The sequence below is a fragment of the Streptomyces vilmorinianum genome, assembly GCF_005517195.1.
GTDB classification, from domain to species: Bacteria; Actinomycetota; Actinomycetes; order Streptomycetales; family Streptomycetaceae; genus Streptomyces; species Streptomyces vilmorinianum.
In genome coordinates this window covers 7,329,239-7,355,547 of the sequence record NZ_CP040244.1, presented here as the reverse complement: position 1 = coordinate 7,355,547, position 26,309 = coordinate 7,329,239, and the positions used below count along the sequence as shown (strand labels likewise).

The following is a 26,309-nucleotide window of genomic DNA, read 5'->3' as shown; positions in this document are numbered from 1 at the left end:
AAGGGTGGTGGAAGAGAGGGGGCGATGTCAACCGCCCCCTGCTCAAACGCCGTTCACGACTCCGTCTGGACCCGTGTTCACGACTCCGTGCGGTACATCAGGTCCACCTCGTGCGTGACGAAGCCGAGGCGCTCGTACACCGTCAGCGCCGCCGTGTTGTCGGCGTCCACGTACAGCATCGCGGTCGGCAGCGCCTGCGCGGCCAGATGCCGCAGGCCGATCGCCGTGAGCGCCTTGCCGAGCCCGCTGCCCTGCGCCTCCGGCAGGACCCCGACCACGTACACCTCGCCGAGCTGCTCCTCGGCGTGCACCTTCGTCCAGTGGAAGCCGATCAGCCGCCCCTCCTTCTCCGCGAGGAAGAAGCCCTTAGGGTCGAACCACGGCTCGGCCATCCGGTCGTCCAGGTCGCGCTGGGTCAGGGAGCCCTGCTCGGGGTGGTGGGCGAACGCCGCCGCGTTGACGGCGAGCCAGGCCGCGTCGTCCTGGCCGGGGACGAACGTACGGACCGTGACGCCCTCGGGCAGCACCGGCTCGGGGATGTCGAGCGGCACCAACGGGCGGCGCAGCTGGCGCAGTTCACGGAAGAGGGTCAGGCCGAGCACCTGGGCCAGATGCCGGGCCGCCGACTTCCCGCCGTGCGCCCACACCCGCAGCCGCTTGCCCGAGGCCGCGAGCAACGCGGTACCGAGCGCCCGCCCGTGCCCCCGGCCGCGCTGCGACGGGTGCACGACCAGCTCGGCGGCCGGCGCCTCGACCGGGTCGGTGTCCTCCAGCTGGGCGTAGCCGTAGAGCTGGTGGCCGACGGTGAGCAGGAAGTGCCGTACGCCCTCGCGCCGGCCGTGACGCAGATACAGCCGCCCCTGCTCGGACACGGCGTGCATGCCGTCGGCCTGGTCGGCGGCCTCCAGCAGGTCGACGACGTCCTGGATCTGCTCGGGGGAGAGCTCGTCGAAGGTGTTGATCTGCCGTCCGGGTTCGAGGGCCGGTGCCGCGTCAGGAGTCATGGCTACGAGCCTACGGCGGGCCCGCGCCGGGGCGGGGGAGATCGCCCGGAGACTGTCGTACGGGGCGGTCGGCAGTCGGTCGGGCGCCTGCCGGCGGCCTGGCGGGTGCCTGTCGGCGGCCTGGTGGGTGCCTGGCGGGTGCCTGCCGAGTGAGCAAAATCAACCAGCTCGTAACCCCTGACCCCTGTTGCGCTACGCGCGTTGACCCTAGGCTGCGCCCGGACCGAGACTTCCCTTCACATGCACCACAGGGGGGCGCATGCCTACCACTTCTCAGAACCAGCACCGCAGACGCCGTACGCACCGGCTCCTCGCGGCTGTCGCCGGCCTCACCACCGTGGGAGCGCTCGCGGTAGCGCTGCCGGGCACCGCGAGCGCCGGCCAGAACGGCCACTCGGACAAGCAGTCCGGCCGCTACCAGGACATCCAGCTGCTGTCCTTCAACGACTTCCACGGCAACCTCGAGGCCCCCACGGGTTCCTCGGGGCGGCTCACGGAGATTCAGCCCGACGGCAGCGTCAAGACCATCGAGGGCGTCGGCGGCGTCGAGTACCTGGCCGGCTCGCTGCGCACGGCCCGCCAGGGCCACCCGTACTCGATCACGGCCGCCGCGGGCGACCTGATCGGCGGCAGCCCCCTCATCTCCGCGCTCTTCCACGACGAGCCCACGATCGAGGCGATGAACGCCCTCGACCTGGACGTCACGGGCGTCGGCAACCACGAGTTCGACGAGGGCGCCGCCGAGCTCAAGCGGATGCAGGACGGCGGCTGCCACCCGAAGGACGGCTGCTACGCGGAGGGGCGGACCTTCGAGGGCGCGCAGTTCCCGTACCTGGCCGCGAACGTCGTCGACGAGAAGACCGGAAAGCCGATGCTCGACCCCACCTTCGTGTGGGAGAAGGACGGCATCAAGGTCGGCTTCATCGGCGTGACCCTGGAGGGCACGGCGGACATCGTCACCGCCGACGGCGTCAAGGGCCTGAAGTTCCTCGACGAGACCGAGACGATCAACAAGTACGCGCGCCAGCTGCAGAAGCGGGGCGTGAAGTCGATCGTCGCGCTCATCCACGAGGGCGGCGCCCCGGCGTCCGACGCGTACAACTACGGCTGTGACGGGAACGGCCCCGGCACCGGTATCTCCGGCCCCATCGTGGACATCGCCAAGGGCGTCGACGCCAAGGTCGACGCGCTGGTCACCGGCCACACCCACGCCGCGTACGCGTGCACCATCCCGGACCCGGAGGGCAAGCCGCGCACGGTGACCTCCGCCGCGTCCTTCGGCCGCCTCTACACGGACACCACGCTGACCTACGACCGGCGCACCCGCGACATCGTCCGTACGTCGGTGAAGTCCGCGAACCACGTCGTCGTCCGGAAGGACCCGGCCGGCGACATGACCGACCTGATCGCCCGCTACAAGGCGATCTCCTCCCCGATCGAGAACCGGCCCATCGGCTGGATCGCCGCCGGGGCCGCCGCCCCGAGCGGGCCGGACGACTCCCCGCTCGGCAACCTGATCGCGGACGCCCAGCTCGCGTACGCCAAGTCCGTGGACCCGAGCGCGGACCTCGCGCTGATGAACCCGGGCGGCGTGCGGGACAGCCTGGTGTACGCGTCCTCCCCGGCCGGTGAGGGCGACGGCGTCGTCACCTACGGCGAGGCGTTCCGGGTGCAGCCGTTCGGCAACACGGTGAACCTGCTCGACCTGACCGGCGCGCAGCTGCTCACGGTCCTCCAGCAGCAGGTCACCGGCCCGAAGAACGAAGGGTCGCCGAAGGTGCTGCAGCCCTCGTCGGGCCTCAGCTACACGCTGGACCTGACCAAGACCGGCGCGGACCGTGTCGTCGCCGACTCGGTGCGGCTGAACGGCGCTCCGCTGGACCCGGCCGCGACCTACCGGGTCGCCGTCAACTCCTTCCTCGCGGGCGGCGGCGACGGCTTCGGCGAGCTGGCGAAGGGGACGAACCGGCTGGTCGGCGTGGACGACCTGCTGGCCTTCGAGACCTACCTCCGCACCTCCTCGGCGAGCGCCCCGCTGCCGGTGCCGGCGGCGGACCGCATCAACGTGGTGTACCCGCCGAAGCCGTAACCGGCGTCGGTGACGCAGTCCCGGGACCCCGCCCGGCCATGACGGCCGGGCGGGGTCCCGTGCGTCGGGGTATTCAAACTCCCTTTGCCAGAGGCATTGTTCACGCGCATTTTCCAGCCGGAACGGACCCGTCAGGCGGACGCTGCTCCTATGCTGCACGTGATCTTGTCAGCACACGATCAACTTTCGTGATCTCTGGAGGGGCAAGACTGTGAGACACCCTGTCAGACGCTCCATCACCGTCGGCCTGGCGCTGTTACTGGCAAGCGTGGGCATATCGGCGCCCGCACACGCCAGTTCGACCACAGGCGACCGGGTCCTCTACTGGAACCAGGCGCTGCTCGACGCCTACGTCACCACGGGCGGCGCTCCGGGACCCCTGGCACGGGCCGGGGCCATGATGCACCTGGCCATGTACGACGCCGCCAACGCCAGCCGCTGCCACAGCAGTGGCGGCTTCAAGCCGGAGAACTGCATCGGGGCGCTCTACACCCCCGGCATCAGCGTGAAGGCCGGCGTCGCTCCCAACGTCGACGCGGCCCTGGACCACGCCGCCTACAACACCCTCAAGTCCGCCTTCCCCGCCCTCGACTTCACGCCCTACCTCACGGCGGCCCGCACGGGCGAGCCGGTCGACGCCACCACCACGGAGGGCAAGAGCGTCGGCGAGAAGGCCGCCGCGGCGATGATCGCCCGTCGTACCGGCGACGGATCCCAGGACACCACGCCGTATACCCCGAGCACCGAACCCGGTCAGTGGCGGCCGACGGGCTCCGGTGCGGCGGCGACTCCGAACTGGGGCAAGGTCAAGAAGTTCATCGACTACGGCGACTACCCGTGGACGTACTACAAGACCACGGCGGCCGACCTGCGTCCGCAGCAGCCCGGCGGGTTCACGACGATGCCCGAGCTGCTGAAGAGCCCCGCCTATACGGCCCAGTTCAAGGAGGTCGCTGAGCTCGGCGCGGCCAACAGCACGACACGGACCGCCGAGCAGACCCAGATCGCCTGGTTCTGGGCCAACGACCTGAACGGCACCTACAAGCCGCCGGGGCAGCTCTTCTCCCACACCCGGATCGTCTCCACGCAGCGCGGACTCGACCAGCTCGCCAACGTCCAGCTCTTCGCGCTGGTCGCGGGCTCGATGGCGGACGCGGGGATCTCCGCCTGGGACCAGAAGTACCAGACCCCCATCGATCTGTGGCGGCCCGAGAGCGCCATCCAGCTGGCCGATTCGGACGGCAACCCGGACACCGCGCAGAACAGCTCCTGGCAGCCGCTCTCGGCCGACGAAGGCGACAACCGCTTCAGCCCGCCGTTCCCCGCCTATGTCTCCGGGCACGCGACCTTCGCCGGAGCGTGGGCCGAGTCGATGAAGCAGTTCTTCGGCACGGACGACATCTCCTTCACCGGCACCACCGACGACCCGCACGCGGTCGGGGTCACCCGCACCTTCCCCAACTTCAGCGCGGCGGCGACCGAGAACGCCCGCAGCCGGGTCTACCTCGGTGTGCACTTCCAGTGGGACGGCGACCTCGGCGTCGCGACCGGCCGGAAGGCCGCCGGCCAGATCATCAACAACTCGTACGGCTGGACGAGTTACAACGACCAGACGCCTTCGTACAGCATCCCCCGCCTCGCCACCGTGGGCAAGCAGTGGCTGATCAAACCCATGGGTGCCACGACCGTCGGGAACCTGTACGACGGCACCCACGAATCCTGGTACTGGTGTGACGAGTACGGGGCGGAGAACGCCTACCACCAGGGCCTCTGGAACTCCTACGGCTGTGTGAACGGCTACGACGGCCGCACGCACCTCTACTACGTTCCGCGCTAGTACCGGAAGGACGGTTTTCCCGTGATCGGAAAGAATCTCCGACGCATCGGCGCGACCGCCGGTGTGGTCGCCGCGCTCGTCACCGTCGCGGTCTTCAGCGCGACGAACGCGACGGGATCGCAGGTCGAGCCCAGCGTGCCGGGGACCCTCCGGGTCTTCGCCGGACCGTACGAGCAGGCGCAGTTCTGCGAGGGCGGCCCGACCCCGGTGATCTCCGGCACGAACGGCGGCGCGCTCGCCGCCTCGCCGACCGCGTTCGGCAAGGACGCGGGCAAGAACAGGAGTTACCACTCCCTGCGGGCCACCTTCGAGGTCGCCAAGCCGGGCGAGGCCGCGCTCATCACCAAGACCGAGCGGATCTGGCCGAACGGCATGGTCTTCAACCTCGCTCTCTCCGCGGGCGAACTGAAGCCGGGTGAGTACCAGTTCCGCCTGCACACGATCGGCGGCAGCCAGGTCTCGGCCTGGACGCCCTGGTGCGCGTTCACCGTCACTCAGTGACCCTGAAGGGCCAGGAAGGCCGGTTCCCCGTCGGGAACCGGCCTTCGGCCGACCCGGTGTCCCGTAGATGTCTCACGCCCCCCTGGCAGTATTGACGTGTGCCTGTCATAGTCCCGGTCCATGGACCGACGACGATTCCTCGTAGGGGCCGCGGCCGCCGGAGCGACTCTGCTCGTGGGAGCCCCCGACGCCTCCGCCGTGGACGCGCGCGCGTGGATGGGGGCGCACGGGGACGGGACCGACCTGCGGCGGCTCACCATCCCCGGGACGCACGACTCAGGGGCCCGGTTCGGCGGGGCCTGGAGCGAGTGCCAGAACACCACCATCGCCCAGCAGCTGGACAGCGGCATCCGCTTCCTGGACGTGCGGTGCCGGGTGACCGGCGGGTCGTTCGCGATCCACCACGGGGCCTCGTACCAGAACATGATGTTCGGGGACGTCCTCATCGCCTGCCGGGACTTCCTCGCCGCGCACCCCTCCGAGACCGTCCTCATGCGGGTCAAGCAGGAGTACTCGCAGGAGTCCGACGCCACCTTCCGCGCCGTCTTCGACGACTACCTCGACCGGCGCGGCTGGCGCTCCCTCTTCCGGATCGGGGACACGCTCCCCCTCCTCGGCGAGGCCCGCGGACGGGTCGTGCTGCTCGCCGACAACGGCGGGCTGCCCGGGCTGAGGTGGGGCAGCTCGGCCTTCGCCATCCAGGACGACTGGAACGCGCTGCCCGACGCCAAGTACCCGAAGATCCAGACCCACTTCCGCACGGCCGTCACCCAGCCCGGCCGGCTGTACGTGAACTTCGTCAGCACCTCCGCGTACCTGCCGCCCCGCTGGAACTCCGACCGGCTGAACCCGTGGGTCCACGGCTTCCTCGACAGCGCCGAGCTGGCCGGACGCGTCGGCCTCGGGATCGTCCCGATGGACTTCCCCAATACTCGCTCAGGCCTGGTCGAGTCCCTCATCCGGCACAACTGACACACCTCCGGGTGCGACCCGGGCTTCTTTCGTTTCCTTCGAATCTTGCGTTTCTTTCGAATTGATGCCAAGGTGGGGTGAGCCTCGAAGGAGACGACGTATGAACAGCACAGCGGAAGACAGGACTCTCCTCCCGGAGCACAGGGCCGAGATCGCGGAGCTTCGCGCCTTTCTCGACCGGACGCCGACGGCGTCCGAGCCTGCTCTCTTGCGGGGCCCGGACGGTACGACCAAGGCGCTGCCCGCAGAGGTGTACGAGGCCCTCGTCGTCGTCGTACACGCGCTGTCCGAGGGCAAGGCCGTCACCGTCGCCCCCAAGCAGACCACGCTCACCACCCAGGAAGCCGCGGAGATGCTGGGCGTCAGCCGCCCGACCCTGGTCAAGCTCCTCGACCAGGGGGACATCCCCTTCACCCGGCCGGGCAGGCACCGTCGGGTGCTGCTGACCGACATCCTCGCCTACCGCGAGCTACGCCGCTCCACGCGGCGCAGCGGCCTGGACGAACTGGTCGAACTGACAGAGGAAGCCGACCTGTACGGCGACTGAATTCCTGGGAGTGATGTGCAGCGCGTCGTTCTGGACACCTGTGTCCTCTTTCCGAACTGCCTGAGGGACACCCTGCTGAGGCTGACCGAGGCGGAGATCTACGAGCCGCTCTGGTCGGCCGACATCCTGGAGGAACTCCGGCGGAACATCGCCGACAAGCGTGACGAGGAGACGGCGAAGCGCCTGGTCGAGACCCTCGACCGACACTTCCCCGCCAGTTCCGTGACCGGGTATGAAGGGCTCGTCCCGGTCATGAGCAACGATCCCAAGGACCGGCACGTCCTCGCGGCCGCGGTGCGGGGCGAGGCGCAGGCCGTCGTGACGCTGAACCTCCGCGATTTCCCCGAGGACTCCACCGCCCCGTACGACATCGAGGTGCTGCACCCCGACGAGTTCCTGCTCGACATCCTCGACCTCGAGCCGGTGGTCGTCCTGTCCGTGCTCCGGCATCAGGTCGCGCGCTACCGCCGTGAGCCCCGCGATCTCCACGGGCTCCTCGACCGGCTGGCGGCCGGCGGTGCGCCCCAGTTCGCGGCCGAGGTGCGCCGCCGCATCTGACGCCCGCCGTCAGACGTCAGGCCTCCGGCGGAGGCGTCGGTGCGCCCGGGAGGCGTAGGACCGCTGCCGTGCCGCCGTCCTCCGGTGTCGTCAGGGTCACCGTGCCGCCGGCCTGCTGGACCGTACGTGCCACGATCGACAGGCCCAGGCCCGAGCCCGGGAGGCCTCGGGCCGAGGGGGAGCGCCAGAAGCGGTCGAAGACGTGGGGGAGTTCCTCGGGGGCGATGCCCGGGCCGTGGTCGCGGACCGTCAGTTCGCCGCGCATCAGGGTCACCTCGATCGTGCCCCGGGGCGGCGAGAACTTCACCGCGTTGTCCAGGACGTTCACCAGCGCGCGCTCAAGACCCGCCGGTTCCGCCCGTACGTACCAGGGCGCCAGGTCCGTACGGAAGGTCAGTTCGGGGCCCCGCAGCCGCGCCCGGTCGAGGGCCGAGCGCAGGATCGTGTGCAGCGGTACGACCTCCAGCGGGCCCGGCTGGACCGCGTCCGGGCGGGCCAGTTCCTGGAGGTCGCCGATGAGCGCGGCCAGCTCCGTCATCTGCGCCTTCACCGACGCCATCAGCGCCCGCCGGTCCTCCGGCGGCAGCGCGCGCCCCGTCTGCTCGCTGCGGGCGAGCAGCTCGACGTTCGTGCGCAGCGAGGTCAGCGGAGTGCGCAGCTCGTGACCCGCGTCCGCGATCAGCTGCGCCTGGCGGTCCCGGGAGACGGCCAGCGCGGCCGTCATCGCGTTGAAGGAGCGCGAGAGCCGGGCGATCTCGTCCTCGCCCTCGACCGGGATGCGCACCGTCAGATCCTCCGTCGCCGCCACATGCTCGACCGCGCCCGTCAGCCGGTTCACCGGCTCGAGCCCGGTCCGCGCCACCCACAGGCCCGCCGCGCCCGCACCCACGACCCCGACCCCGGAGACCAGCAGCAGCACCCAGGCGAGCGTGGTCATGGAGTTGTCGATCTCCGCCAGCGGGCGGGCGACCGAGACGCCGACGAGCTGCTGGAGCGCCAGCGAGGGCTGCGCGTAGGTGTAGACGCGCATCTCGCCGCCGTTCTCGGCCTTCGTCGTGTGCAGGGCGTACGGAATCTGCCCCCGCGCCACCGCGAGATCGTCCGGCTGGGCGGGGATCGGCGAGGTGCCGTACGTACAGACCTTGCCGCTGCTCAGCACGATCTGCACGGTGTACGAGCCACCCGAGGGGACGGGGGACTCGCCGCTCTGCGCGCAGGTCAGCGCCAGCTGGCTCACCGAGCGCTCGTCCAGCTTGCTGCTGCGCAGCGACGAGTCCAGCTCCGCCTCCAGCTGCGCCCGCGTCACGAACCAGCACGCCAGCGACACCCCGGCCACCGCGAGCGCCACCGCCGTCGCCGTCAGCAGCGCGAGCCGGGAGCGCAGCGGGCGGGAGCGGAACCAGGTCAGGGGACCGCTCACTCCGGACCTCCGCCGCGCAGCACGTACCCCACGCCCCGCACCGTGTGCACCAGGCGCGGCTCGCCGCCCGCCTCCGTCTTGCGCCGCAGATACATCACGTACACGTCCAGGGAGTTCGAGCTCGGCTCGAAGTCGAAGCCCCACACCGCCTTCAGGATCTGCTCGCGGGTCAGCACCTGCCGCGGGTGCGCCAGGAACATCTCCAGGAGCGTGAACTCGGTGCGCGTCAGCTCCACCGGCCGCCCCGCACGCGTCACCTCCCGGGTCGCCAGGTCCATCCGCAGGTCCCCGAAGGTCAGCACGTCGCCCTCGGGCTCGGCCGACGAGGCCGACGAGGCCGACGCGTACGAGCTGCGGCGCAGCAGGGCCCGGATCCGGGCGAAGAGCTCGTCCAGCTCGAAGGGCTTCACCAGGTAGTCGTCGGCGCCCGCGTCGAGCCCCGTCACCCGGTCGCCGACCGTGTCCCGCGCCGTCAGCATCAGGATCGGCACGGTCGAGCCGGACGCCCGGATGCGGCGGGCGGCCGTCAGCCCGTCCATGCGGGGCATCTGCACGTCGAGGACGACGAGATCGGGGCGGTACGACTCCATCCGGGCCAGCGCGTCGATGCCGTCGACGGCCTCCTCGGTCCCGTACCCCTCGAAGGCGAGACTGCGCCGCAGCGCCTCCCGTACGGCGGGCTCGTCGTCGACGATGAGGATGCGGTCGCCTTCATTCACCGGGCCAGTCATGGGGCCAGCCTCGCATGCGTTCAGTTGTCGCCGCCGGAGCGGAGGTCGTCCAGGTCGGCCTTGACGGTGTCGATCGGGATGGCGAATCCGAGCCCGACGCTGCCCGCCGAAGAACCGTTCGAAGAACTCGGCGAATACATGGCCGAATTGATCCCGATGATCTCGCCGTTCATATTGATCAGCGCACCGCCGGAATTCCCGGGGTTGAGCGAGGCGTCCGTCTGGATCGCCTTGTACGTCGTCTTCGACGAGCCGGTGTCCCCGTTGAACTGCTGCCCGCCGAACTCGAAGGGCCAGCCCTGCCGCGGGTCGTACTGCTGCTGCTGCCGCTGGTCCTGGCCGTCGTCCTTGGCCACGGTCACATCGCGGTCGAGCGCCGAGACGATGCCGCTGGTGACCGTGCCGGTCAGGCCCTCGGGGGAGCCGATCGCGACGACCTCGTCGCCGACCTTGACGTCGTCGGAGTTCCCGAGCGTGGCCGCCTTCAGACCGGACGCGCCCTCCAGCTTGATCAGCGCCAGGTCCTTGTCGGGGTCGGTGCCGACGACCTTCGCGTCGTACGTCCTGCCGCTGGACAGCTGCACCTTGATCGAGGAGGCGCCGGAGATCACGTGGTTGTTGGTGACGATCTCGCCGTCGCCCGTGATGATCACGCCGGAGCCGGTGGACTTGCCGGAGGCCGTCGCCGCGGAGATCTCCACGATGGACGGGGAGACGGCCTCGGCCACGCCGGCGACCGTGCCCTTGCTGCTCGCGGAGACGGTCGTCCCGTTGACGCCGGTCGCGCTCCGGGTACTGTCCGCGGTGAGCTGCTGCACCAGGGTGGCCGTGCCCCCGCCGACCGCCGCCGCCGCGATCGCCACGGCGGCGAGGAGACCGACGCCCCGCTTGGCGCGATGGCGCGGCGCGGGGGCCGGGGGTGTGACCGCCGGGGGTGTGACCGCCGGCGGTACGTGACCGCCGGCCGGCCAGATCGTCGTGCCCGGCTCCGTGGTGACCGGCTGCGTCGGGTCGTACGGCGGCCGAGGCGGATAGTACGGCTGCTGCTGCGGCTGCTGCTGGAAGTCCGTCATGGATACGACTCTCGGAGCCGTACATGAGAGCTCTCTGAGGACGGCCTGAGAAGCCCGACAGAACCCCGTATGTCCCGTATAAGGACGGTCAGTCGTGGCAGCCGCAGGAGCGGCGGACGACCAGCGCCGACGGGAACTGCTTCACGCGCTCACGCTTCGAGCCCGCCACCCGCAGCCCGTCGTCGAGGACGAGGTCCACCGCCGCCCGGGCCATCGCCGGACGGTCCGAGGAGACCGTCGTGAGCGGCGGGTCCGTGAGCGCCGCTTCCTTCACGTCGTCGAAGCCCGCCACCGCCAGCTCGCCCGGCACGTCGATGCGCAGCTCGCGCGCCGCACGCAGCACGCCGAACGCCTGGTCGTCGGTGGAGCAGAAGATCGCCGGCGGCCGGTCCGGCCCGGAGAGCAGCTTCAGCGCCACCTGGTAGGCGTCGTAGCGGTTGTACGGAGCCTGGAACAGCCGGCCCTCGATCGGGATGCCGGCCTCCAGCATGGCCCGCCGCCAGCCCTCCTCGTGGTCGGCGACCGGGTCGCCGACGGCGGGGGTGTTCGGGATGCCGCCCATGCACGCCACGTACGGATGGCCGTGCTCCAGCAGGTGCCGGGTGGCGAGCTGCGCGCCGCCGATGTCGTCCGTGACGACGGCGACGTCGTCCAGCGCCTCGGGCCGCTCGTGCAGCAGCACCACGCGCGCGTCCCAGGCCTCGATCTCGCTCGCGGCCCGCTCGCTCATGCCCTGGCTGACCAGGATCAGCCCGGAGACCCGCATCCCGAGGAAGGCGCGCAGGTAGTGGACCTCGCGCTCGTCCCGGTAGTCCGAATTGCCGACGAGGACCATCTTCCCGCGCTCGGCGGCGGCCTGCTCGACCGCGTGCGCCATCTCCGCGAAGAACGGCTGCCGCGCGTCCGGGACGATCATGCCTATGAGGTCCGTGCGCCGCGACGCCATGGCCTGGGCCACCCGGTCGGGCCGGTAGCTCAGCTCCTTGATCGCGGCGAGTACACGCTCGCGCGTGGCCGGGGCGACCGGCCGGGGTCCGTTGTTGATGACGTAACTCACGACCGCGGTCGAAGTCCCCGCCAGTCGCGCTACGTCATCCCGCGTCACCTTGGCCACGCGCGGCAGTCTACGCGGGGGGACCTACCTACCGGCAGGTCGCACTGTGGCTTCCGCCACGTTCACGTCCTCCGTCGGGGTGACATCCCGCGCGGCGTCCTTGACCCGGGCCTCTTCCTTGACCCGAGCCTCTTCCTTGGCCCGCGCCTCCTCGGCCGCCCGCTCCACCTTCTCCGGGGTGACGAAGCGGTAGCCGACGTTGCGGACGGTGCCGATCAGCGACTCGTGCTCGGGGCCGAGCTTGGCCCGCAGACGCCGTACGTGGACATCGACCGTTCGGGTGCCACCGAAGTAGTCGTACCCCCAGACCTCCTGCAGGAGCTGGGCGCGCGTGAAGACCCGGCCCGGGTGCTGGGCGAGGTACTTCAGGAGCTCGAACTCCTTGAAGGTCAGGTCCAGGACCCGGCCCTTGAGCTTGGCGCTGTACGTCGCCTCGTCCACCGACAGATCGCCGTTGCGGATCTCCATCGGGGAGTCGTCGGAGACGATCTGCTGGCGGCCCATCGCGAGCCGCAGCCGCGCCTCGACCTCGGCCGGCCCCGCGGTGTCGAGGAGGACGTCGTCGATGCCCCAGTCGGCGGTGACGGCCGCCAGGCCGCCCTCCGTGACGACGAGGATCAGCGGACAGCCCGGCCCGGTGGAGCGCAGCAGCTGACAGAGGCTGCGCACCTGGGGCAGGTCACGGCGGCCGTCGATCAGGATCACGTCCGCGCCGGGGGTGTCCACCAGCGCGGGGCCCTCGGCGGGGGCCACCCGCACGTTGTGCAGCAGCAGGCCGAGTGCGGGGAGCACTTCGGTCGACGGCTGGAGGGCGTTGGTCAGGAGCAGCAGTGAGCTCATCGCGCCCCACCTGCCTGGGTCGACTGGATCGTCGGTCGGTCGTGCTCGGTTCGCTCGTCCATGACGTCGGTTTCCTCCTCGGTCCCTGCGAGGACTACGGCACTGCTTCGTACACATCACTGCTGCTCTCGCGCCCTGAGAGCTTTTGTTCATCCGCCCGTAACAACGGTCGGAAAACACAAAAGGACCCGGGGGCTGCGTTGCCCGGATCCTCTGGCTAGCAGAATAGCCCACATGAGTTCCGAGGCAGAGGGCCGATTTCACATCGTGGATGTTTCCTCGATCTCCCCCTACGCCCCAGGGGGCGTGGAGGGACCCCCACCTGGTCCCCAGCGTGCCACTTTGCTCACCGATGACGGGGTCCGTATCGACGCTGTTTACGAATCGTGTACGCGGAGTGTCCCCGGTACGGCCGCCCCGGCCGTCGTCCTCGCCCACGGCTTCACCGGCTCGGCCGACCGGCCCGCCGTCCGCCGCGCCGCCCGGGTCCTGGCCGAGCACGCGGCCGTCGTCACGTTCTCCTTCCGGGGCCACGGCAGGTCCGGGGGCCGCTCCACCGTCGGCGACCGGGAGGTCCTCGACCTCGCGGCCGCGGTGCGCTGGGCCCGGCAGCTGGGGCACGCGCGCGTGGCGACGGTCGGCTTCTCCATGGGCGGGTCCGTGGTGCTGCGCCACGCGGCCCTGGAGCGGGAATCGGGCGGTCACACCGACGCGGTCGCGGCCGTCAGCGCGCCCGCCCGCTGGTACTACCGGGGTACGCCCGCGATGCGACGGGTCCACTGGGTGATCACCCGCCCGACGGGCCGCCTGGTCGGCCGCTACGGGCTCCGTACGCGGATCCACAACCGGGACTGGGATCCCGTACCGCTGTCGCCCGTGGAGGCGGTGCCGCTCATCGCGCCGACCCCGCTGCTGATCGTGCACGGCGACCGCGACCCGTACTTCCCCCTCGACCACCCGCGCATGCTGGCGGAGGCCGGCGCGTCCGAGCTGTGGCTGGAGCGCGGGATGGGCCACGCCGAGAACGCGGCGGACGAGGAGCTCCTCGCCCGACTGGGGGACTGGCTCACCCGCACCTAGATCGTCCGCGCATGGCCCATCATGGACAGCGGCGCGCACACGAACGAAGGGAGCGCCGCTATGGCAGCGGGAACCATCCGCTACTGGGCCGCGGCCAAGGCCGCCGCCGGTGTCGCCGAGGAGCCGTACACCGCCGAGAACCTGGCGGAGGCGCTGGAGGCCGCCCGCGCGAAGCACCCGGGTGAGCTCGTCCGCGTACTCCAGCGGTGTTCGTTCCTCATCGACGGCAACCCCGTCGGGACCCGCGCGCATGAGACCGTACGCCTTGCCGAGGGCGGCACGGTCGAGGTGCTCCCGCCGTTCGCAGGAGGGTGAACCGCACAGCATGAGCAGTGATCAGCAGCAGCCGTACGATCCGTACGGCGACCGGTACAGCGATCCGTACGCCGGGCAGCAGCAGCACGGGTACCAGTACCAGGACCCGCACGTCACACAGACGTGGGAGGGCCAGACCTGGGACACCCAGTACCAGCCCGTGGCCCAGCCCGCCGTCCAGCCCCTGGCCCAGGAGGAGCCGCAGCCGGTGGCGTACGACACGGCCTACCTGCCGCCGCAGGCCGCGTACCCCCTGCCGCCCGAGAGCACGGCCGAGCACGCGCCCGAGCCCACACCTGAGCCCGTGCCCGCGTTCTCCGCCCCCACCACCTCCGGCAACCTCCGGATCACCGACGCCCAGCGCGCCAGGGCCGAAGGCCGCTCACCGGTCATCGAGCCCGGGATGCAGCCCGCCGCGCTCACCGCGGTCCTCGGCATCCTGCTCGCCGCCGGCGCCGCCATCGGCTCGTACGGGCTGCTCGTACCGCTCGTGCTGCTCCAGGCCGTCACCGCCGCCGGCTGGTTCCGGCTCAACGGCATGTGGCCGGCCCGGCAGGGCATCGCCCTCGCCTTCGCCGGCGGCCTGACCGCCGACATCGCCCTGCTCGCCGCCGGCCGTGAGAACGCCCCGGCCGCGATCATGGGCACCCTCGGCGTCTGGGTGCTGCTCACGCTCGTCCTCCAGCTGCGCAGCCACGCCGACCCGGACGAGCGGATGTACGGGCTGATGGCGACCGTCGCCTCGGCCGCGCTCACCATCGTGGCCGCCGGACACCTCGGCGCCGCCCCCGACGCCGTCGTCGTCGGCGGGATCGCGGTCGCCGCCGCCGTCCTGGCCCGCGCGCTCCCGCTGCCGGGCCCGGCCTCCGTCGTCGTGGCGCTCCTCGCCGCCGCGGGCGCGGGCATCGCGGCCGGCGGGCTCACCGACCTGGGCGCCTCCGGGGCTCTCCTCGGCCTCGCGGCCGGGGTGTGCGCGCTGGTCGGACTGCGGGTCGCGAGCTACGACTACCCCTCGCGGTTCGTCCACATGACCGCCGGCGTCGCCCTCCCGCTGACCGCCGCCGCCCCCGCCGTCTACCTGCTGGGCCGCGCGCTGGCGTAGCGCTCCTCACAGGCTCCCCGGGAACCATCCGGCCTCCCGACACGTCGATCTTCGTGTCGGGGGGCCGGAGACTTTCCAGGGGGGCGTGCGGGCCATGCGAGCACTGCGCATACTGCTGATCGTGGCCGTCGTGCTCGGCGGGATCTTCGTCGGGATCGACCGCCTCGCGGTCTCCTACGCCGAATCGGAGGCCGCCGACCGCGTCAGGCTCGGCCCCGCCCGGGCCGGCTCGACGGACATCGACATCAAGGGCTTCCCCTTCCTGACGCAGGTCATGGACAAGCGTTTCGACGAGGTCGACGTGACCCTGACCGGCGTCGAGGCCACGGCGGGCGGCAAGAAGATCCGTATCAGCGAGATGACCGCCGCGCTCCACGACGTCACCCTGAACGGCGACTACACGAGCGCCCGCGCCGGCACCGCGACCGGCACCGCGCTGATCTCGTACGAGGACCTGATGGCCGCCGCCGACCGCGACGTGAAGATCTCCTACGGCGGCAACGGCAAGGTGAAGGTCACCGGCGGGTTCGAGATCCTGGGCCGCACGCTCACCCGCAGCGTCCTGTCCTCGGTGACCCTCGTCGACGGGGACACGATCCGCGTCCGCGCCGACAAGGTGCCGGGCGAGGGCATCCCCGGCCTGGAGTCCCTGGTCCGGCAGCGGACCGACTTCGACCGCGGGATCGGCGGACTGCCCGAGGGCATGAAGCTGACGAAGGTCGAGGCCCGCGAGGACGGCGTGGCCATCGCCGTGACCGGCACGGACGTCGTCCTGGCCGGCTGAGCGGCCCCTTCCGGCCCCCTTCTCGGCGCCTTCCCGGCCCCTCCCCGGCCCCTCCCCGGCCCCTCCCCGGCCTCTCCTCCCACATCCTGAGACGGTGCCGTCCGACCTGTAGAAACAGAGCCCGGAGGTCCTGGTCCGCGGGCAGGCCGGAGCCCCTTCCCGCGTGATCACGTCCCACATCTCGGACGTTCGCGTCTCAAAATACGACACACCGGTGACACGGCCGCCTGTCCGTCCCTACGATCGTGGGCATGAAGCGACAGGCGGATCTCACGAAGCGGCGGGCAGTAGACCTGTGCCGCATCGCCGCCATGCTCTGTCGCCCCGTCTGAGCGGGACACCCAACTCCCGTATTCCTCAGGCCCTTTGACTGTCCGGTCGGGGCCACCCCGTGTAGCCGTACGCATGCACTGACGCGTACCCGCACCACCCCGCGCCACACCGCCGAACACTGCCCCGGAGGAGAAAAGCATGAGCCGCAGCGACGTCCTGGTAGACGCCGACTGGGTCGAGGCGAACCTCGACAACCCGCAGGTCGCCATCGTCGAGGTCGACGAGGACACCTCGGCGTACGAGAAGAACCACATCCGCAACGCGATCCGGATCGACTGGACCAAGGACCTGCAGGACCCGGTCCGCCGCGACTTCATCGACCAGGAGGGCTTCGAGAAGCTCCTCTCGGCCAAGGGCATCGCGAACGACACCACGGTCGTTCTCTACGGCGGCAACAACAACTGGTTCGCCTCCTACGCCTACTGGTACTTCAAGCTCTACGGCCACCAGGACGTCAAGCTCCTCGACGGCGGCCGCAAGAAGTGGGAGCTCGACTCCCGCGACCTCGTCGACGGTTCCCAGGTACCCGCCCGCCCGGCCACCGAGTACAAGGCTCAGGCCCAGGACACCTCGATCCGCGCCTTCCGCGACGACGTCGTGGCCGCGATCGGCGCCCAGAACCTGGTCGACGTCCGCTCGCCCGACGAGTTCTCCGGCAAGCTGCTCGCCCCGGCCCACCTCCCGCAGGAGCAGTCGCAGCGCCCCGGCCACGTGCCGAGCGCCCGCAACATCCCGTGGTCGAAGAACGCCAACGACGACGGCACGTTCAAGTCGGACGACGAGCTCAAGGCCCTCTACGAGGACGAGCGGGTCGACCTGGCGAAGGACACCATCGCCTACTGCCGCATCGGCGAGCGCTCCGCGCTGACCTGGTTCGTCCTGCACGAGCTGCTCGGCGTCGAGAACGTCAAGAACTACGACGGCTCGTGGACCGAGTACGGCTCCCTCGTCGGCGTGCCGATCGAGCTCGGCGCCAACAAGTAAGACCCCCGGACCCTCTCCTCCTCCGGACCCCTCGACCGTAAGGACAGAAAACATGTGTGGAGCGCAGCCCGGCGGCCCCGACGCCTCGACGATCAAGCCCGGTGAGACCACCATCCAGGGCTTCGTGACCAAGGACGGCCAGCCCGTCACCGGTTACGTCCGCCTCCTGGACTCGACCGGCGAGTTCACGGCCGAGGTCCCGACCTCCGCCACCGGCCAGTTCCGCTTCTACGCGGCCGAGGGCACCTGGACCGTCCGCGCCCTGGTCCCCGGCGGCACCGCCGACCGCCAGGTCGTGGCGCAGAAGGGTGGCCTCGCAGAGGTCGCCATCGCCGTCTGACGGCACCGCTGAACCGGCCGAGGGGCCGCACCTTTCTGGGGGTTGGACGCCATTCCAGGATTTGAGGTGCGGCCCTTCGGTCTACGCTGAAGGTATGTACGCGCGACGGCGTCGTGTCTACTTCTGGATGATGGGCATCTGCCTGGTGCTTTTCGTGGGTGCCTGGGCTGTCGTGCGGCTCTTCTCGATGCCGGTCGCCATCGGGATGTGCGTGGTCGCCATGCTCATGCCGCCGGTCGCCGCGATGATCGCGAACCGGCGGGGACCCGAGGACCGGTGGTGGGACGACCCTTCGGGGGACCCGCAGTCGGACGAGTGGTGGGACGAGCTCGACGGCAAGAAGCGCCGGGAGCGTTGAACCGCCGCGCGGCCACGAGCCGCCTGGCGGAGTCAGGCGCAGCGGCTCGAAGCCTGTGAGGCCCCCCGGGGGCCGAGCAGTGCGGGAGGCGCGTCGAGGGCGGGGCCGGTGGTGGGACGACCGTCAGTAGACGAGGGCCTGGGTGCCGTCCGTCATGGCCTCCTGGACGAAGACCTGGGCGCCGGCGATGCGGACGCCCTCCAGGACGTCCTTCTCCGTGATCTCGCGGCGGGCCGCGCACTGCGTGCAGAGCGTGATGCGGCCGGCGGCCAGGATCGAGTCGATCAGGTCCGGCAGGGGCGCGGCGTGCGGGAGCTCGAACTCGGCCGCGCGGCCCGGGAGCGCGAACCAGGACGACTCTCCGGTCAGCCAGAGCGAGACCTCGACACCGCTGGCCACGGCGACCGCGGCCACGGTGAAGGCCTGGGAGCAGCGTTCGGGGGCGTCGGCCCCGGCGGTCACCTTGATCACGAGCTTCTTCGCCATATACCGAACTGTAATGCGGACCCGTGCAACCCCATGCACCACTCACCTGTCAGTGGGGTGCGCGGGTTACGGAATCTGCGCTTCAGGTCTCGTGGGGGGACCCCTTGGAAGCCACAGAAACCGCGCCGAACGCGGACAGCAATGACAACGACGTGCCCGTGACGGAGCCGGCGGCCGAGGCCGCGCCCGCAGCGGAGCCCGTGCAGGAGGAGCCCGTACAGGAGGAGCCCGTACAGGAGGAGCCCGTGCCGGCGCGCCGTCGGCGGGGCGGCCGTGCCGTCGCGCTGATCGCCGCCGCCGCCGTCCTCGGCATCGTCGGCGGTACGGCGGTGGGCTACGGCATCCAGGCCGAGCGCGAGCCGACCCCGCTGCCCGCCCTGAACCAGCCCGCTCTCGCCTACCCGAAGCCGCTCCCGGAGGGGCAGGCGCCGAAGCCCTTGCCGGCGTCCGAGGACCGGAAGGCCAAGACGGACGGCGACCTGCGCAAGCTGCTGCTGCCGAAGCCGGCGGGAGCGCAGAAGCCAGAGTTCGCGGACGCCGACGGCTGGATGACCGTGCCGCAGTACGTCGGGTATTTCAACCACCCGCGTCGGGCGCTGAACTATCAGCTGGAGAGCCGTATTCGGCGCGTCGCGACCACCTCGTGGCGGACGGGCACATACCGGACGACCTCGATCCGCCTGGTCCAGTACCGCCCCAGCGACATGCTCGGCGCGCAGGATCACGCCGAGAACCAGATGGATTACATGCCCGACGAGGACTACGCCCGGTCCGAGGGCGACCCGATCAAGGGCTCCGCCAACGGCCGCTACTACGTGTTCCCGGTGAAACGGGAGGCCGGTTACCTGGACCACTACCAGGCCCGTGCGTACTTCTACCGCGGCGACATCATGGTCGAGATCTTCATCAGCGACACCAAGAAGATCTCCAAGAAGGACATCAGTTCGGTGGCCGAGCGGCAGCTGGGGCGCCTGTGAGCGAGGACCGGAACACCGTGACCGATGTGGACGACGTGGATGTGGACGACGTGTTCGCCGCGACTGTTCCCCCGGAGGAGCCGAAGAAGCGTGGGCGGGGGCGCAAGCTGCTGACCGTCGCCCTACCCGCCGTCCTCGTCCTCGGCGTGATCGGCGGTGGCGTCACGTACACGGCCGTCATCGTCGCCTCCGCGGACCGCAGCGCGCCGACGGTCCCCTGGGAGCAGACGGACATGACAGCGCGGGACGAGGACCCGGCGCTGCGCGCCCTGCGCGGCAAGGCGTCGACGCCGCTCAGCAAGCTGCTGCTGCCCGCGCCGGAGGGGTACGAGCTCGGTCCTGACGTCGAGTCGTACGGGAACGACAGCGAGCTGGGCGAGAAGGAGGCCCTCGCGCTGCTCAAGCAGGAGGGCAAGGGGCTCTCCGGCAAGAAGCGCCGCGCGTACGAGAAGCGGGTCGAGAAGGTCGGGATCAAGGGCATCGCGGTCCGGTCCTTCGCGTCGCAGGACGGCGACACCGTGGTGTACATCCGCGTCACGCAGATGAAGGACAAGAAGCGGATCCGCGAGATGTTCGAGCTCAGGAAGGAACTCTTCGAGCTCTTCGAGTTCCCCAAGGGGCCGAAGATCGGCGGGCACAAGAACTCCGCCTGCTACATGGCTCCCGAGGCCAAGGACCTGGACAAGGAGGAGAAGGCCGATCAGCTGGAGGAGATGCGCTGCACGGCGTACGACTCCGAGGTCGAGGTCACGGTCACGGTCGCCGGCTCCAAGCCGTTCGACAGGTCCGCGGTGGCGGATCTGGTGAAGAAGCAGCTGGACCACATCGAGTCCCCGGGGGAGTACGTATGACCGAGCAGACGGACGTGACACTGCCGGAGCAGTCCCCTGCTCCGGCAGCCGAGTCGGTGCCCGCCGCCTCGGCCGTTCCTCCCGTGATGCCGGATCAGCCGGATCAGCCGGATCAGCCGGATCAGCCGGATCAGGCGGATCAGGCGGTGCGGCAGACGGTGGACCCCGAGCAGCCCAAACCCAAGCGCTCCCGGCGGCCGCTCCTGTGGGCCGTCGCCCGCTGGACCGCCGCTGTGCTCGTGTGCGGCGGAATCGGAACCGGGACCGCGCTCCAGATCACCTCCATGGAGCGCACCGACGTGCCCGGTCTCGCGACGGAGAGCGACGGCCGCTGGGCGTACCCGAAGCTCAGCCTCCCCGCGCTCCCGGCCGGCGTGCCCCGCCCCTACACCGAGGGCAACGACGGCGAGATCCACCACGCCGACCTGCGCAAGCTCCTCCTGCCCGCCCCGGCCGGTGCCACGCCCGACCCCAAGCTGGACGGCGGCTGGGTCGACGTGGAGCAGTTCCTGTCCCAGTACCGCAAGGACGATCGGACCGAGCTGTCGGATCCGCTGGCCGAGTCAGCGCTGCGGCACATCGCGGCCAGGGGGTGGACCATGCCGGACGGCACGACGACCCGGATCCACCTGCTCCGGTTCAACTCGGTGGCCTTCGCGGAGGCCTTCAAGGACGACGCGGTGCAGGCCGACTCGACCGACGGACCTGTCCTCGACGGGGTGGAGGGGGCCGAGGCGGACGGCGAGTTCCCGACTGCCATCAGAGTGCCGTTCACCGTGTCGTACCCCTTCGTCGAGCTGCCGCACGACGACGAGCAGACCCGCTGGGCCTACATCCAGGCCGGTGACACGCTCGCGCTCGTCACCCAGTCCCGTAAGGGAGAGGCGCTCACGGTCCCGTTCCAGCAGACCGTCGCCCTGCAGAACCAGCTCCTGGGCTGACCGGACAGCGCCTTGACCCACCTCACAGAACGGGTCGGGCCCCAGCCCATTAAGCTGGGGTCCGGCCCGTTCTGCCTTCACCGCTCATTCGAGGAGCACCTGTGATCATCTTCTTCGAAGCCCTCCTGGCCCTGGTCTGCGTCGGCGTGCTCGCCTTCACCGGTCTGGCCGTGAAGAAGCTGTACCAGGGCCAGCGCTAATCCCCTCTACAGATCGACAGAGCTGCTCATGATCGAGATCCCGTCCGACCTCAACCCGGACCTCGTCCCGCTCGCGTTCCTCCTCGGAACGTGGGAAGGCGCGGGCGTGGCCGACTTTCCCGGCGCCGAGAAGTGCAACTTCGGCCAGTCCGTGACCTTCAGCCACGACGGCCGTGACTTCATCGAGTACCGCTCCCACTCCTGGGTCCTCGACAACGACGGCAACCAGATCCGCCCGCTGGAGAGCGAGAGCGGCTACTGGCGGATCGACAAGGACCGCAAGGTCGAGACCGTCATGGTCCGTGACCAGGGCATCGTGGAGATCTGGTACGGCGAGCTCGCCGACAAGAAGCCGCAGATCGACCTGGTGACCGACGCCGTGGCCCGTACCGCGGCCTCCGGTCCGTACAGCGGCGGCAAGCGGCTCTACGGGTACGTCAAGGGTGACCTGATGTGGGTGGGCGAGAAGGCCACCCCCGAGGTCCCGCTGCGCCCGTACATGTCGGCGCACCTGAAGAAGGTCGTGACGCCGGAGGAGGTCGCGGAGATGGCGCGTGGCCTCGGCGACCTGCCGGACGACGGCATCGCGTTCTTCAAGTGAAGTGTTCTCCCGGCCGTGGCCGGGAGATTCCCTCCTACCTTGCGGTGGTGGGCTTGACGCGGCGGGCGCGCCTTGCGACTGCCCTTCCGGCAGCCGGGATGAGCGCGAGGCCCATCCGGTAGAGGTGCAGGATGTTCCGGCCTGCGTTGTGGTCGGCGTTGCCGGTCCAGCCGCAGTCGGGGTTCTTGCACACGAACAGGGCCTGGGATTCCCGGCTGCCCGGGGTGGTGTGCCCGCAGGCCGAGCATCGCCGGGAGGTTCCGGGAGCAGGCACCTTCACCAGGGTCCCGCCGTGGCGGGAGGTCTTGTACGTCAGCAGTTCGACAGTGCGGCCCCACGCCTCGGCGTGGATGGAGCGGTTGAGGCCGGACTTCTGCGCGACTTTCTTCCCTGGGGAATCCACGGTGCCCTTGGCGGACCTGGTCGTGTTCGTGATCTTCAATGCCTCCACCACGACGGTGCTGTACTTCCTGGCGATGTCGGTGGTGGTTTTGTGCTGCCAGTCCAGGTGCCTGCGCTTGGCTCTCGCACGAAGCTCTTGGATCCGGTCGTAGGTGCGCCGCAGGCGCCGTGAGGTCTTCTCCCCACGCCTGCGGTAGGTCTTGCGGCGGGCGGCCTTCTGCTCCAGGCGGAGCAGTGTCGCCCGTTCCTTTTCGGTCAGCCACTCGCGGTGGTCGTACGTGGTTCCGTCCGAGAGGGCGAGCGGGACGCTGATGCCGACGTCGATGCCGACCTCTGGGCCGGTGTGCGGCTCAGGGGCCGGTTCGTAGGTCTGGAGGCGGAAGGCGATGTGCCAGCCGAGCGCGTCCTTGGCCAGCCGAGCCCCGGTGATCCGGGTGTCGGCGTCGGCGCGCTTGCCGACGGGGAGGTCCTTCGTCCAGCGGAAGCGGACCCGGCCGATCTTGGGAAGGCCGACCATGCCCCACCGGCGGTGCACACGGGTGATGTGCAAGTCCCGTCCCTGCGGGACGTCCACCGACATCACCATGCGGCAGCGGGCCTTGAAGTTCGGTTCGTCCGCCCGGCCGGCCCAGCAGTTCTTCCACGCCTGGAAGTACGTCTTCAGCACGGCTTGCGCAGCCTGGGCGGGCAGGACGCTGAGCCAGTCGATCTCCTTGCGTGCCTGACGGATCGCCGCATCAGCGGCAGCCGGCGAACGACGCTCCTTGGGGAGCATGGCCCACCACTCGTGTAAGAGATTCCACATCGTGCGGGCCGCGTGCGCCTGCTCATCGACCAGCCGGACCTGCGCAGGGCTCAGCGCCAGCCGGGCACGGTGCCCGAACTGTCGCTTCGCATTCGCGCGCCCGCTCACAACCCGAAACCAGAGTCCCTCGGTCAGCCCGGGATGCGCATGGCAGAAACTGCCGCACATTGGACGTGATATGCACGTTCTGGCCCAAGAGATCCCGAGCGCGATCGCGTTCACCCGAGGCTCACGCCGCCACGCCCTCCTACACTGGGGGGCGTGGTGAGCACCGACTGGAAGAGCGACCTGCGGCAGCGCGGCTACCGGCTGACGCCTCAGCGTCAGCTTGTCCTGGAGGCCGTGGACGCGCTCGAGCACGCGACCCCCGACGACATCCTCGGTGAGGTCCGCAAGACCGCGTCCGGTGTGAACATCTCCACCGTGTACCGGACCCTGGAGCTCCTGGAGGAGCTCGGTCTCGTCTCCCACGCCCATCTGGGGCACGGGGCGCCGACGTACCACCTCGCCGATCGGCACCACCACCTCCACCTGGTCTGCCGGGACTGTTCGAACGTCATCGAGGCGGATGTCGACATCGCGTCCGAGTTCACCGGGAAGCTGCGCGAGACTTTCGGCTTCGAGACGGACATGAAGCACTTCGCGATCTTCGGGCGGTGTCAGGACTGCTCGAAGAAGGCCGACGGCACGCAGTCGTAGGCTTGCCCCTATGCAGCGACATTCAACGCACAGCCCTCTGTTGTCCCTGCCCGGCGCCGTCCCCGCCGAAGGCCGTGACGAAGGCGTTGCCGCGCACTACGGCGATCTCTTCCGCGAGCAGCGCACCCTCGCCGCGGGTGAGGGTTTCGTCGACCTCTCGCACCGCGGTGTCGTCACCGTCTCCGGCGACGACCGGCTGAGCTGGCTGCACCTGCTGCTCACCCAGCACGTCAGTGAGCTTCCGGCCGGCCAGGCCACCGAGGCGCTGATCCTCTCCGCAAACGGTCACATCGAGCACGCGCTGTATCTCGTCGACGACGGCGAGACGGTCTGGGCGCATGTCGAGCCCGGCACGCGGGAAGAGCTGATCGCCTATCTGGAGTCGATGAAGTTCTTCTACCGGGTCGAGGTGGCCGACCGTACGGACGACTTCGCCGTCGTCCATCTGCCGGCCGGTTCGATCGCCGAGGTGCCGAAGGGTGTGGTCGTACGGGAGACCCCGCACGGCCGTGACCTGTTCCTGCCGCGCGGCGACCTGGAGTCCTTCGCGGCCGACCACGGACCGGCGGCCGGGATGCTCGCGTACGAGGCGCTGCGGATCGAGGCGCACCGGCCGCGGCTCGGCTTCGAGACCGACCACCGGACCATCCCGCACGAGCTGGGCTGGATCGGCAGCGCGGTGCATCTGCAGAAGGGCTGCTACCGGGGGCAGGAGACCGTCGCGCGTGTCCACAACCTGGGGAAGCCGCCGCGCCGGCTCGTCTTCCTGCACCTGGACGGCAGCGAGGTCCACCTCCCGGGCCACGGCACCCCGATCCGGCTCGCGGCGGACGGGGCCGACGGGCGTCAGCTCGGGTTCATCACGACGTCCGGGCGCCACCACGAGCTGGGGCCGATCGCGCTGGCGCTGGTGAAGCGGAACGTGCCGGTGGACGCCGAGCTGATGGCCGGGGATACGGCCGCGGCGCAGGAGACGGTCGTCGAGCCGTAGCTCCTGAGCCTCTTGGGCCTCCTGCGCCTCCTGAGCCTCTTGGGTCTCTCGGACCCTCAGAGCCTCGCACCCTCAGAGCCTCAGAGCCTCGGACCCTCAGAGCGTCAGACCCTCAGACCTCGATCAGGACCGTGAACGGGCCGTGATTCGTGAGCGAGACGCGCATGGACGCTCCGAACCGGCCCGTCTCCACGTGCGCGCCCAGTGCGCGCAGCTGCGTCACGACCTCGTCGACGAGCGGTTCGGCGACGGGGCCGGGCGCGGCGGCGTTCCAGGTGGGCCTGCGGCCCTTGCGGGCGTCCCCGTAGAGGGTGAACTGCGAAATCACCAGCAAGGGCGCATTCACATCCGAACAGGATTTCTCTCCCTCAAGAATTCGGACGGACCACAGCTTTCTGGCCAGCTGGGCGGCCTTCTCCGGTGTGTCCTCGTGGGTGACTCCCACCAGCACACACAGCCCTTCGCCGACGATCTCGCCGACCGTCTCTCCCGCGACGACGACATTCGCGCCGTCCACCCTCTGTACCACTGCACGCATACGGACCAACCTACAGACCGACGCAACTGGGGCTGAACGGGTGCAGAGCGCCTGCACATGCACGTGCAGGAGTGGCACCATGCGTGTCAGGCGGTGCGGTTCCGCACCGGTCGAGGGGACGAATCACATGAGTGCACCTGGCGCTGGGCAGACGCCGTCCGGTCCCGTTCCGCTGACCCGGGTCGGCGCGACCGTACGTCCGCCCGTGCAGCGGCGGGCCGAGCCGGCGCTGCCGGCGCGGCCACAGCCGGACATCGCCGCCCTGCGGCTGCCGGAGCTGCGCGCGCTGCGCCGCGACGCGCAGGGCGACGAGGCGGACCTGAGCTATGTACGGCGGATGCTGCAGGGCCGGATCGACATCCTGCGGGCGGAGTTGGCCCGCCGTACGGATCCGGAGACGCCGGTCCTCGACCGGCTCTCGGAGATCCTCGCGGACGCGCCGTCGCGGCTGCGGACCTCGGCGCGGCACGTGACGCTGTCGACGCCGCGGAGCGAGGAGTACCGGCGGCTCGCGTCCGAGATGCTCTCGGAGGTCGAGCTCTCGGACCTCGGGGCGCGGACGGACGAGGAGCTGCACGCGGCGATGGGGCGGCTCGCGGGGTACGAGCAGCAGATGTCGCGGCGCCGGCAGGAGCTGCAGCGGACGGCCGACGACTGCAGTGCGGAGATCGCCCGCCGCTACCGCGAGGGCGAGGCCCAGGTCGACGACCTGCTCACCTGACGCGGCCCGGGGACTGCCGGAGCCACGGCCCCGGGCACCCCGGAGGCCCGGCTGGGCCCGGAGGCCCGGCGAGGCCCGGACACCCCGGCAGGGCTGGGAGGCCCGGCTGGGCCCG

Annotated in this window: 29 protein-coding genes; 20 read left to right on the top strand and 9 right to left on the bottom strand. The window is 70.4% G+C overall.

The features are described 5' to 3' along the window. Positions 1-77: 77 nt before the first annotated feature. The gene (mshD, locus tag FDM97_RS34235) at positions 78-1,004 is read right to left on the bottom strand and encodes a mycothiol synthase (RefSeq protein ID WP_137994350.1); all 927 of its coding nucleotides are present in this window, start codon (positions 1,002-1,004) and stop codon (positions 78-80) included. Between the two features lie 259 nt (positions 1,005-1,263). On the opposite strand from mshD, the gene FDM97_RS34230 reads away from it, so the two are divergent. The 6 genes from FDM97_RS34230 to FDM97_RS34205 all read left to right on the top strand — a co-directional run bounded on the left by FDM97_RS34230 (position 1,264) and on the right by FDM97_RS34205 (position 7,508). Next, complete coding sequence (locus FDM97_RS34230) at positions 1,264-3,093, top strand: bifunctional metallophosphatase/5'-nucleotidase (RefSeq protein WP_137994349.1); 1,830 nt, start codon at positions 1,264-1,266, stop codon at positions 3,091-3,093. A 211-nt stretch (positions 3,094-3,304) separates the two neighbouring features. Next, the gene (locus FDM97_RS34225; RefSeq protein WP_217510276.1) at positions 3,305-4,930 is read left to right on the top strand and encodes a vanadium-dependent haloperoxidase; all 1,626 of its coding nucleotides are present in this window, start codon (positions 3,305-3,307) and stop codon (positions 4,928-4,930) included. A gap of 21 nt (positions 4,931-4,951) precedes the next feature. Then, positions 4,952-5,431 (top strand): hypothetical protein, encoded by a 480-nt coding sequence (locus FDM97_RS34220; RefSeq protein ID WP_137994348.1) that lies wholly within the window; start codon positions 4,952-4,954, stop codon positions 5,429-5,431. 120 nt (positions 5,432-5,551) lie between these two features. Beyond that, positions 5,552-6,403, top strand: a complete 852-nt coding sequence (locus FDM97_RS34215) for a phosphatidylinositol-specific phospholipase C (RefSeq protein WP_137994347.1) — start codon at positions 5,552-5,554, stop codon at positions 6,401-6,403. A 100-nt stretch (positions 6,404-6,503) separates the two neighbouring features. Next, positions 6,504-6,950 carry a helix-turn-helix domain-containing protein gene (locus FDM97_RS34210; RefSeq protein ID WP_137994346.1) on the top strand — a complete coding sequence of 149 codons (447 nt, stop codon included), beginning with the start codon at positions 6,504-6,506 and terminating at the stop codon, positions 6,948-6,950. A 15-nt stretch (positions 6,951-6,965) separates the two neighbouring features. Then, positions 6,966-7,508, top strand: a complete 543-nt coding sequence (locus FDM97_RS34205; RefSeq protein WP_137994345.1) for a PIN domain-containing protein — start codon at positions 6,966-6,968, stop codon at positions 7,506-7,508. 16 nt (positions 7,509-7,524) lie between these two features. Here the strand turns inward: FDM97_RS34205 and FDM97_RS34200 are convergent, their stop codons facing one another. The 5 genes from FDM97_RS34200 to FDM97_RS34180 form a co-directional block, all read right to left on the bottom strand. Next, entirely contained in the window at positions 7,525-8,928 is a 1,404-nt protein-coding gene (locus tag FDM97_RS34200) for a HAMP domain-containing sensor histidine kinase (protein ID WP_254705860.1), read from the bottom strand. Beyond that, positions 8,925-9,659, bottom strand: a complete 735-nt coding sequence (locus FDM97_RS34195) for a response regulator transcription factor (RefSeq protein ID WP_137994344.1) — start codon at positions 9,657-9,659, stop codon at positions 8,925-8,927. Before FDM97_RS34195 ends, FDM97_RS34200 begins: the two co-directional genes overlap by 4 nt. A gap of 20 nt (positions 9,660-9,679) precedes the next feature. After that, a complete protein-coding gene (locus tag FDM97_RS34190) occupies positions 9,680-10,732 on the bottom strand; it encodes a S1C family serine protease (protein WP_137994343.1) in 1,053 nt (350 codons plus the stop codon). An 88-nt stretch (positions 10,733-10,820) separates the two neighbouring features. Then, the gene (locus FDM97_RS34185; protein ID WP_137994342.1) at positions 10,821-11,846 is read right to left on the bottom strand and encodes a LacI family DNA-binding transcriptional regulator; all 1,026 of its coding nucleotides are present in this window, start codon (positions 11,844-11,846) and stop codon (positions 10,821-10,823) included. Between the two features lie 24 nt (positions 11,847-11,870). After that, positions 11,871-12,686 (bottom strand): response regulator transcription factor, encoded by an 816-nt coding sequence (locus FDM97_RS34180; RefSeq protein ID WP_137994341.1) that lies wholly within the window; start codon positions 12,684-12,686, stop codon positions 11,871-11,873. A gap of 234 nt (positions 12,687-12,920) precedes the next feature. On the opposite strand from FDM97_RS34180, the gene FDM97_RS34175 reads away from it, so the two are divergent. The 7 genes from FDM97_RS34175 (at position 12,921) to FDM97_RS34140 (ending at position 17,982) form a co-directional block, all read left to right on the top strand. Next, complete coding sequence (locus tag FDM97_RS34175; RefSeq protein WP_137994340.1) at positions 12,921-13,766, top strand: alpha/beta hydrolase; 846 nt, start codon at positions 12,921-12,923, stop codon at positions 13,764-13,766. Between the two features lie 60 nt (positions 13,767-13,826). After that, entirely contained in the window at positions 13,827-14,081 is a 255-nt protein-coding gene (locus FDM97_RS34170) for a MoaD/ThiS family protein (RefSeq protein WP_137994339.1), read from the top strand. 10 nt (positions 14,082-14,091) lie between these two features. Next, a complete protein-coding gene (locus tag FDM97_RS34165) occupies positions 14,092-15,183 on the top strand; it encodes a hypothetical protein (RefSeq protein WP_137994338.1) in 1,092 nt (363 codons plus the stop codon). Positions 15,184-15,277: 94 nt separating this feature from the next. Beyond that, a complete protein-coding gene (locus tag FDM97_RS34160) occupies positions 15,278-15,967 on the top strand; it encodes an LmeA family phospholipid-binding protein (RefSeq protein ID WP_137994337.1) in 690 nt (229 codons plus the stop codon). Positions 15,968-16,438: 471 nt separating this feature from the next. Further along, positions 16,439-17,284, top strand: coding sequence for a sulfurtransferase (locus FDM97_RS34150; RefSeq protein ID WP_137994336.1), 846 nt, complete (start codon positions 16,439-16,441; stop codon positions 17,282-17,284). Positions 17,285-17,336: 52 nt separating this feature from the next. Further along, positions 17,337-17,624, top strand: coding sequence for a DUF1416 domain-containing protein (locus tag FDM97_RS34145; RefSeq protein ID WP_046908577.1), 288 nt, complete (start codon positions 17,337-17,339; stop codon positions 17,622-17,624). 94 nt (positions 17,625-17,718) lie between these two features. Beyond that, a complete protein-coding gene (locus FDM97_RS34140; RefSeq protein WP_137994335.1) occupies positions 17,719-17,982 on the top strand; it encodes a DUF3099 domain-containing protein in 264 nt (87 codons plus the stop codon). A gap of 123 nt (positions 17,983-18,105) precedes the next feature. Here the strand turns inward: FDM97_RS34140 and FDM97_RS34135 are convergent, their stop codons facing one another. Further along, on the bottom strand, positions 18,106-18,468 hold the full coding sequence (locus FDM97_RS34135; RefSeq protein WP_137994334.1) for a DsrE family protein: 363 nt from the start codon (positions 18,466-18,468) through the stop codon (positions 18,106-18,108). Between the two features lie 104 nt (positions 18,469-18,572). Here FDM97_RS34135 and FDM97_RS34130 point away from each other — a divergent pair, with 104 nt between their 5' ends. From FDM97_RS34130 to FDM97_RS34110, 4 genes are all read left to right on the top strand, one after another. Continuing rightward, positions 18,573-19,445, top strand: coding sequence for a hypothetical protein (locus FDM97_RS34130; protein WP_254705859.1), 873 nt, complete (start codon positions 18,573-18,575; stop codon positions 19,443-19,445). A 17-nt stretch (positions 19,446-19,462) separates the two neighbouring features. Continuing rightward, positions 19,463-20,296, top strand: a complete 834-nt coding sequence (locus FDM97_RS34125; protein ID WP_254705858.1) for a hypothetical protein — start codon at positions 19,463-19,465, stop codon at positions 20,294-20,296. After that, positions 20,293-21,237: a hypothetical protein gene (locus FDM97_RS34120; protein WP_254705857.1), complete on the top strand. Its 945-nt coding sequence runs from the start codon at positions 20,293-20,295 to the stop codon at positions 21,235-21,237. Before FDM97_RS34125 ends, FDM97_RS34120 begins: the two co-directional genes overlap by 4 nt. 228 nt (positions 21,238-21,465) lie before the next feature. After that, positions 21,466-22,038 (top strand): heme-binding beta-barrel domain-containing protein, encoded by a 573-nt coding sequence (locus FDM97_RS34110; RefSeq protein ID WP_137994332.1) that lies wholly within the window; start codon positions 21,466-21,468, stop codon positions 22,036-22,038. A gap of 34 nt (positions 22,039-22,072) precedes the next feature. Here the strand turns inward: FDM97_RS34110 and FDM97_RS34105 are convergent, their stop codons facing one another. Next, positions 22,073-23,305, bottom strand: coding sequence for an RNA-guided endonuclease InsQ/TnpB family protein (locus tag FDM97_RS34105; protein WP_432816292.1), 1,233 nt, complete (start codon positions 23,303-23,305; stop codon positions 22,073-22,075). Between the two features lie 201 nt (positions 23,306-23,506). Here FDM97_RS34105 and FDM97_RS34100 point away from each other — a divergent pair, with 201 nt between their 5' ends. Together FDM97_RS34100 and ygfZ are read left to right on the top strand one after the other, a co-directional pair. Next, on the top strand, positions 23,507-23,944 hold the full coding sequence (locus FDM97_RS34100) for a Fur family transcriptional regulator (RefSeq protein WP_137994331.1): 438 nt from the start codon (positions 23,507-23,509) through the stop codon (positions 23,942-23,944). A gap of 10 nt (positions 23,945-23,954) precedes the next feature. After that, positions 23,955-24,935: a CAF17-like 4Fe-4S cluster assembly/insertion protein YgfZ gene (gene ygfZ / locus FDM97_RS34095; RefSeq protein WP_137994330.1), complete on the top strand. Its 981-nt coding sequence runs from the start codon at positions 23,955-23,957 to the stop codon at positions 24,933-24,935. 112 nt (positions 24,936-25,047) lie between these two features. On the opposite strand, the gene dtd is transcribed toward ygfZ, so the two are convergent. Continuing rightward, on the bottom strand, positions 25,048-25,473 hold the full coding sequence (gene dtd / locus FDM97_RS34090) for a D-aminoacyl-tRNA deacylase (RefSeq protein WP_137994329.1): 426 nt from the start codon (positions 25,471-25,473) through the stop codon (positions 25,048-25,050). A gap of 127 nt (positions 25,474-25,600) precedes the next feature. On the opposite strand from dtd, the gene FDM97_RS34085 reads away from it, so the two are divergent. Beyond that, the gene (locus FDM97_RS34085; RefSeq protein ID WP_137994328.1) at positions 25,601-26,194 is read left to right on the top strand and encodes an RsiG family protein; all 594 of its coding nucleotides are present in this window, start codon (positions 25,601-25,603) and stop codon (positions 26,192-26,194) included. Positions 26,195-26,309 lie beyond the last annotated feature (115 nt).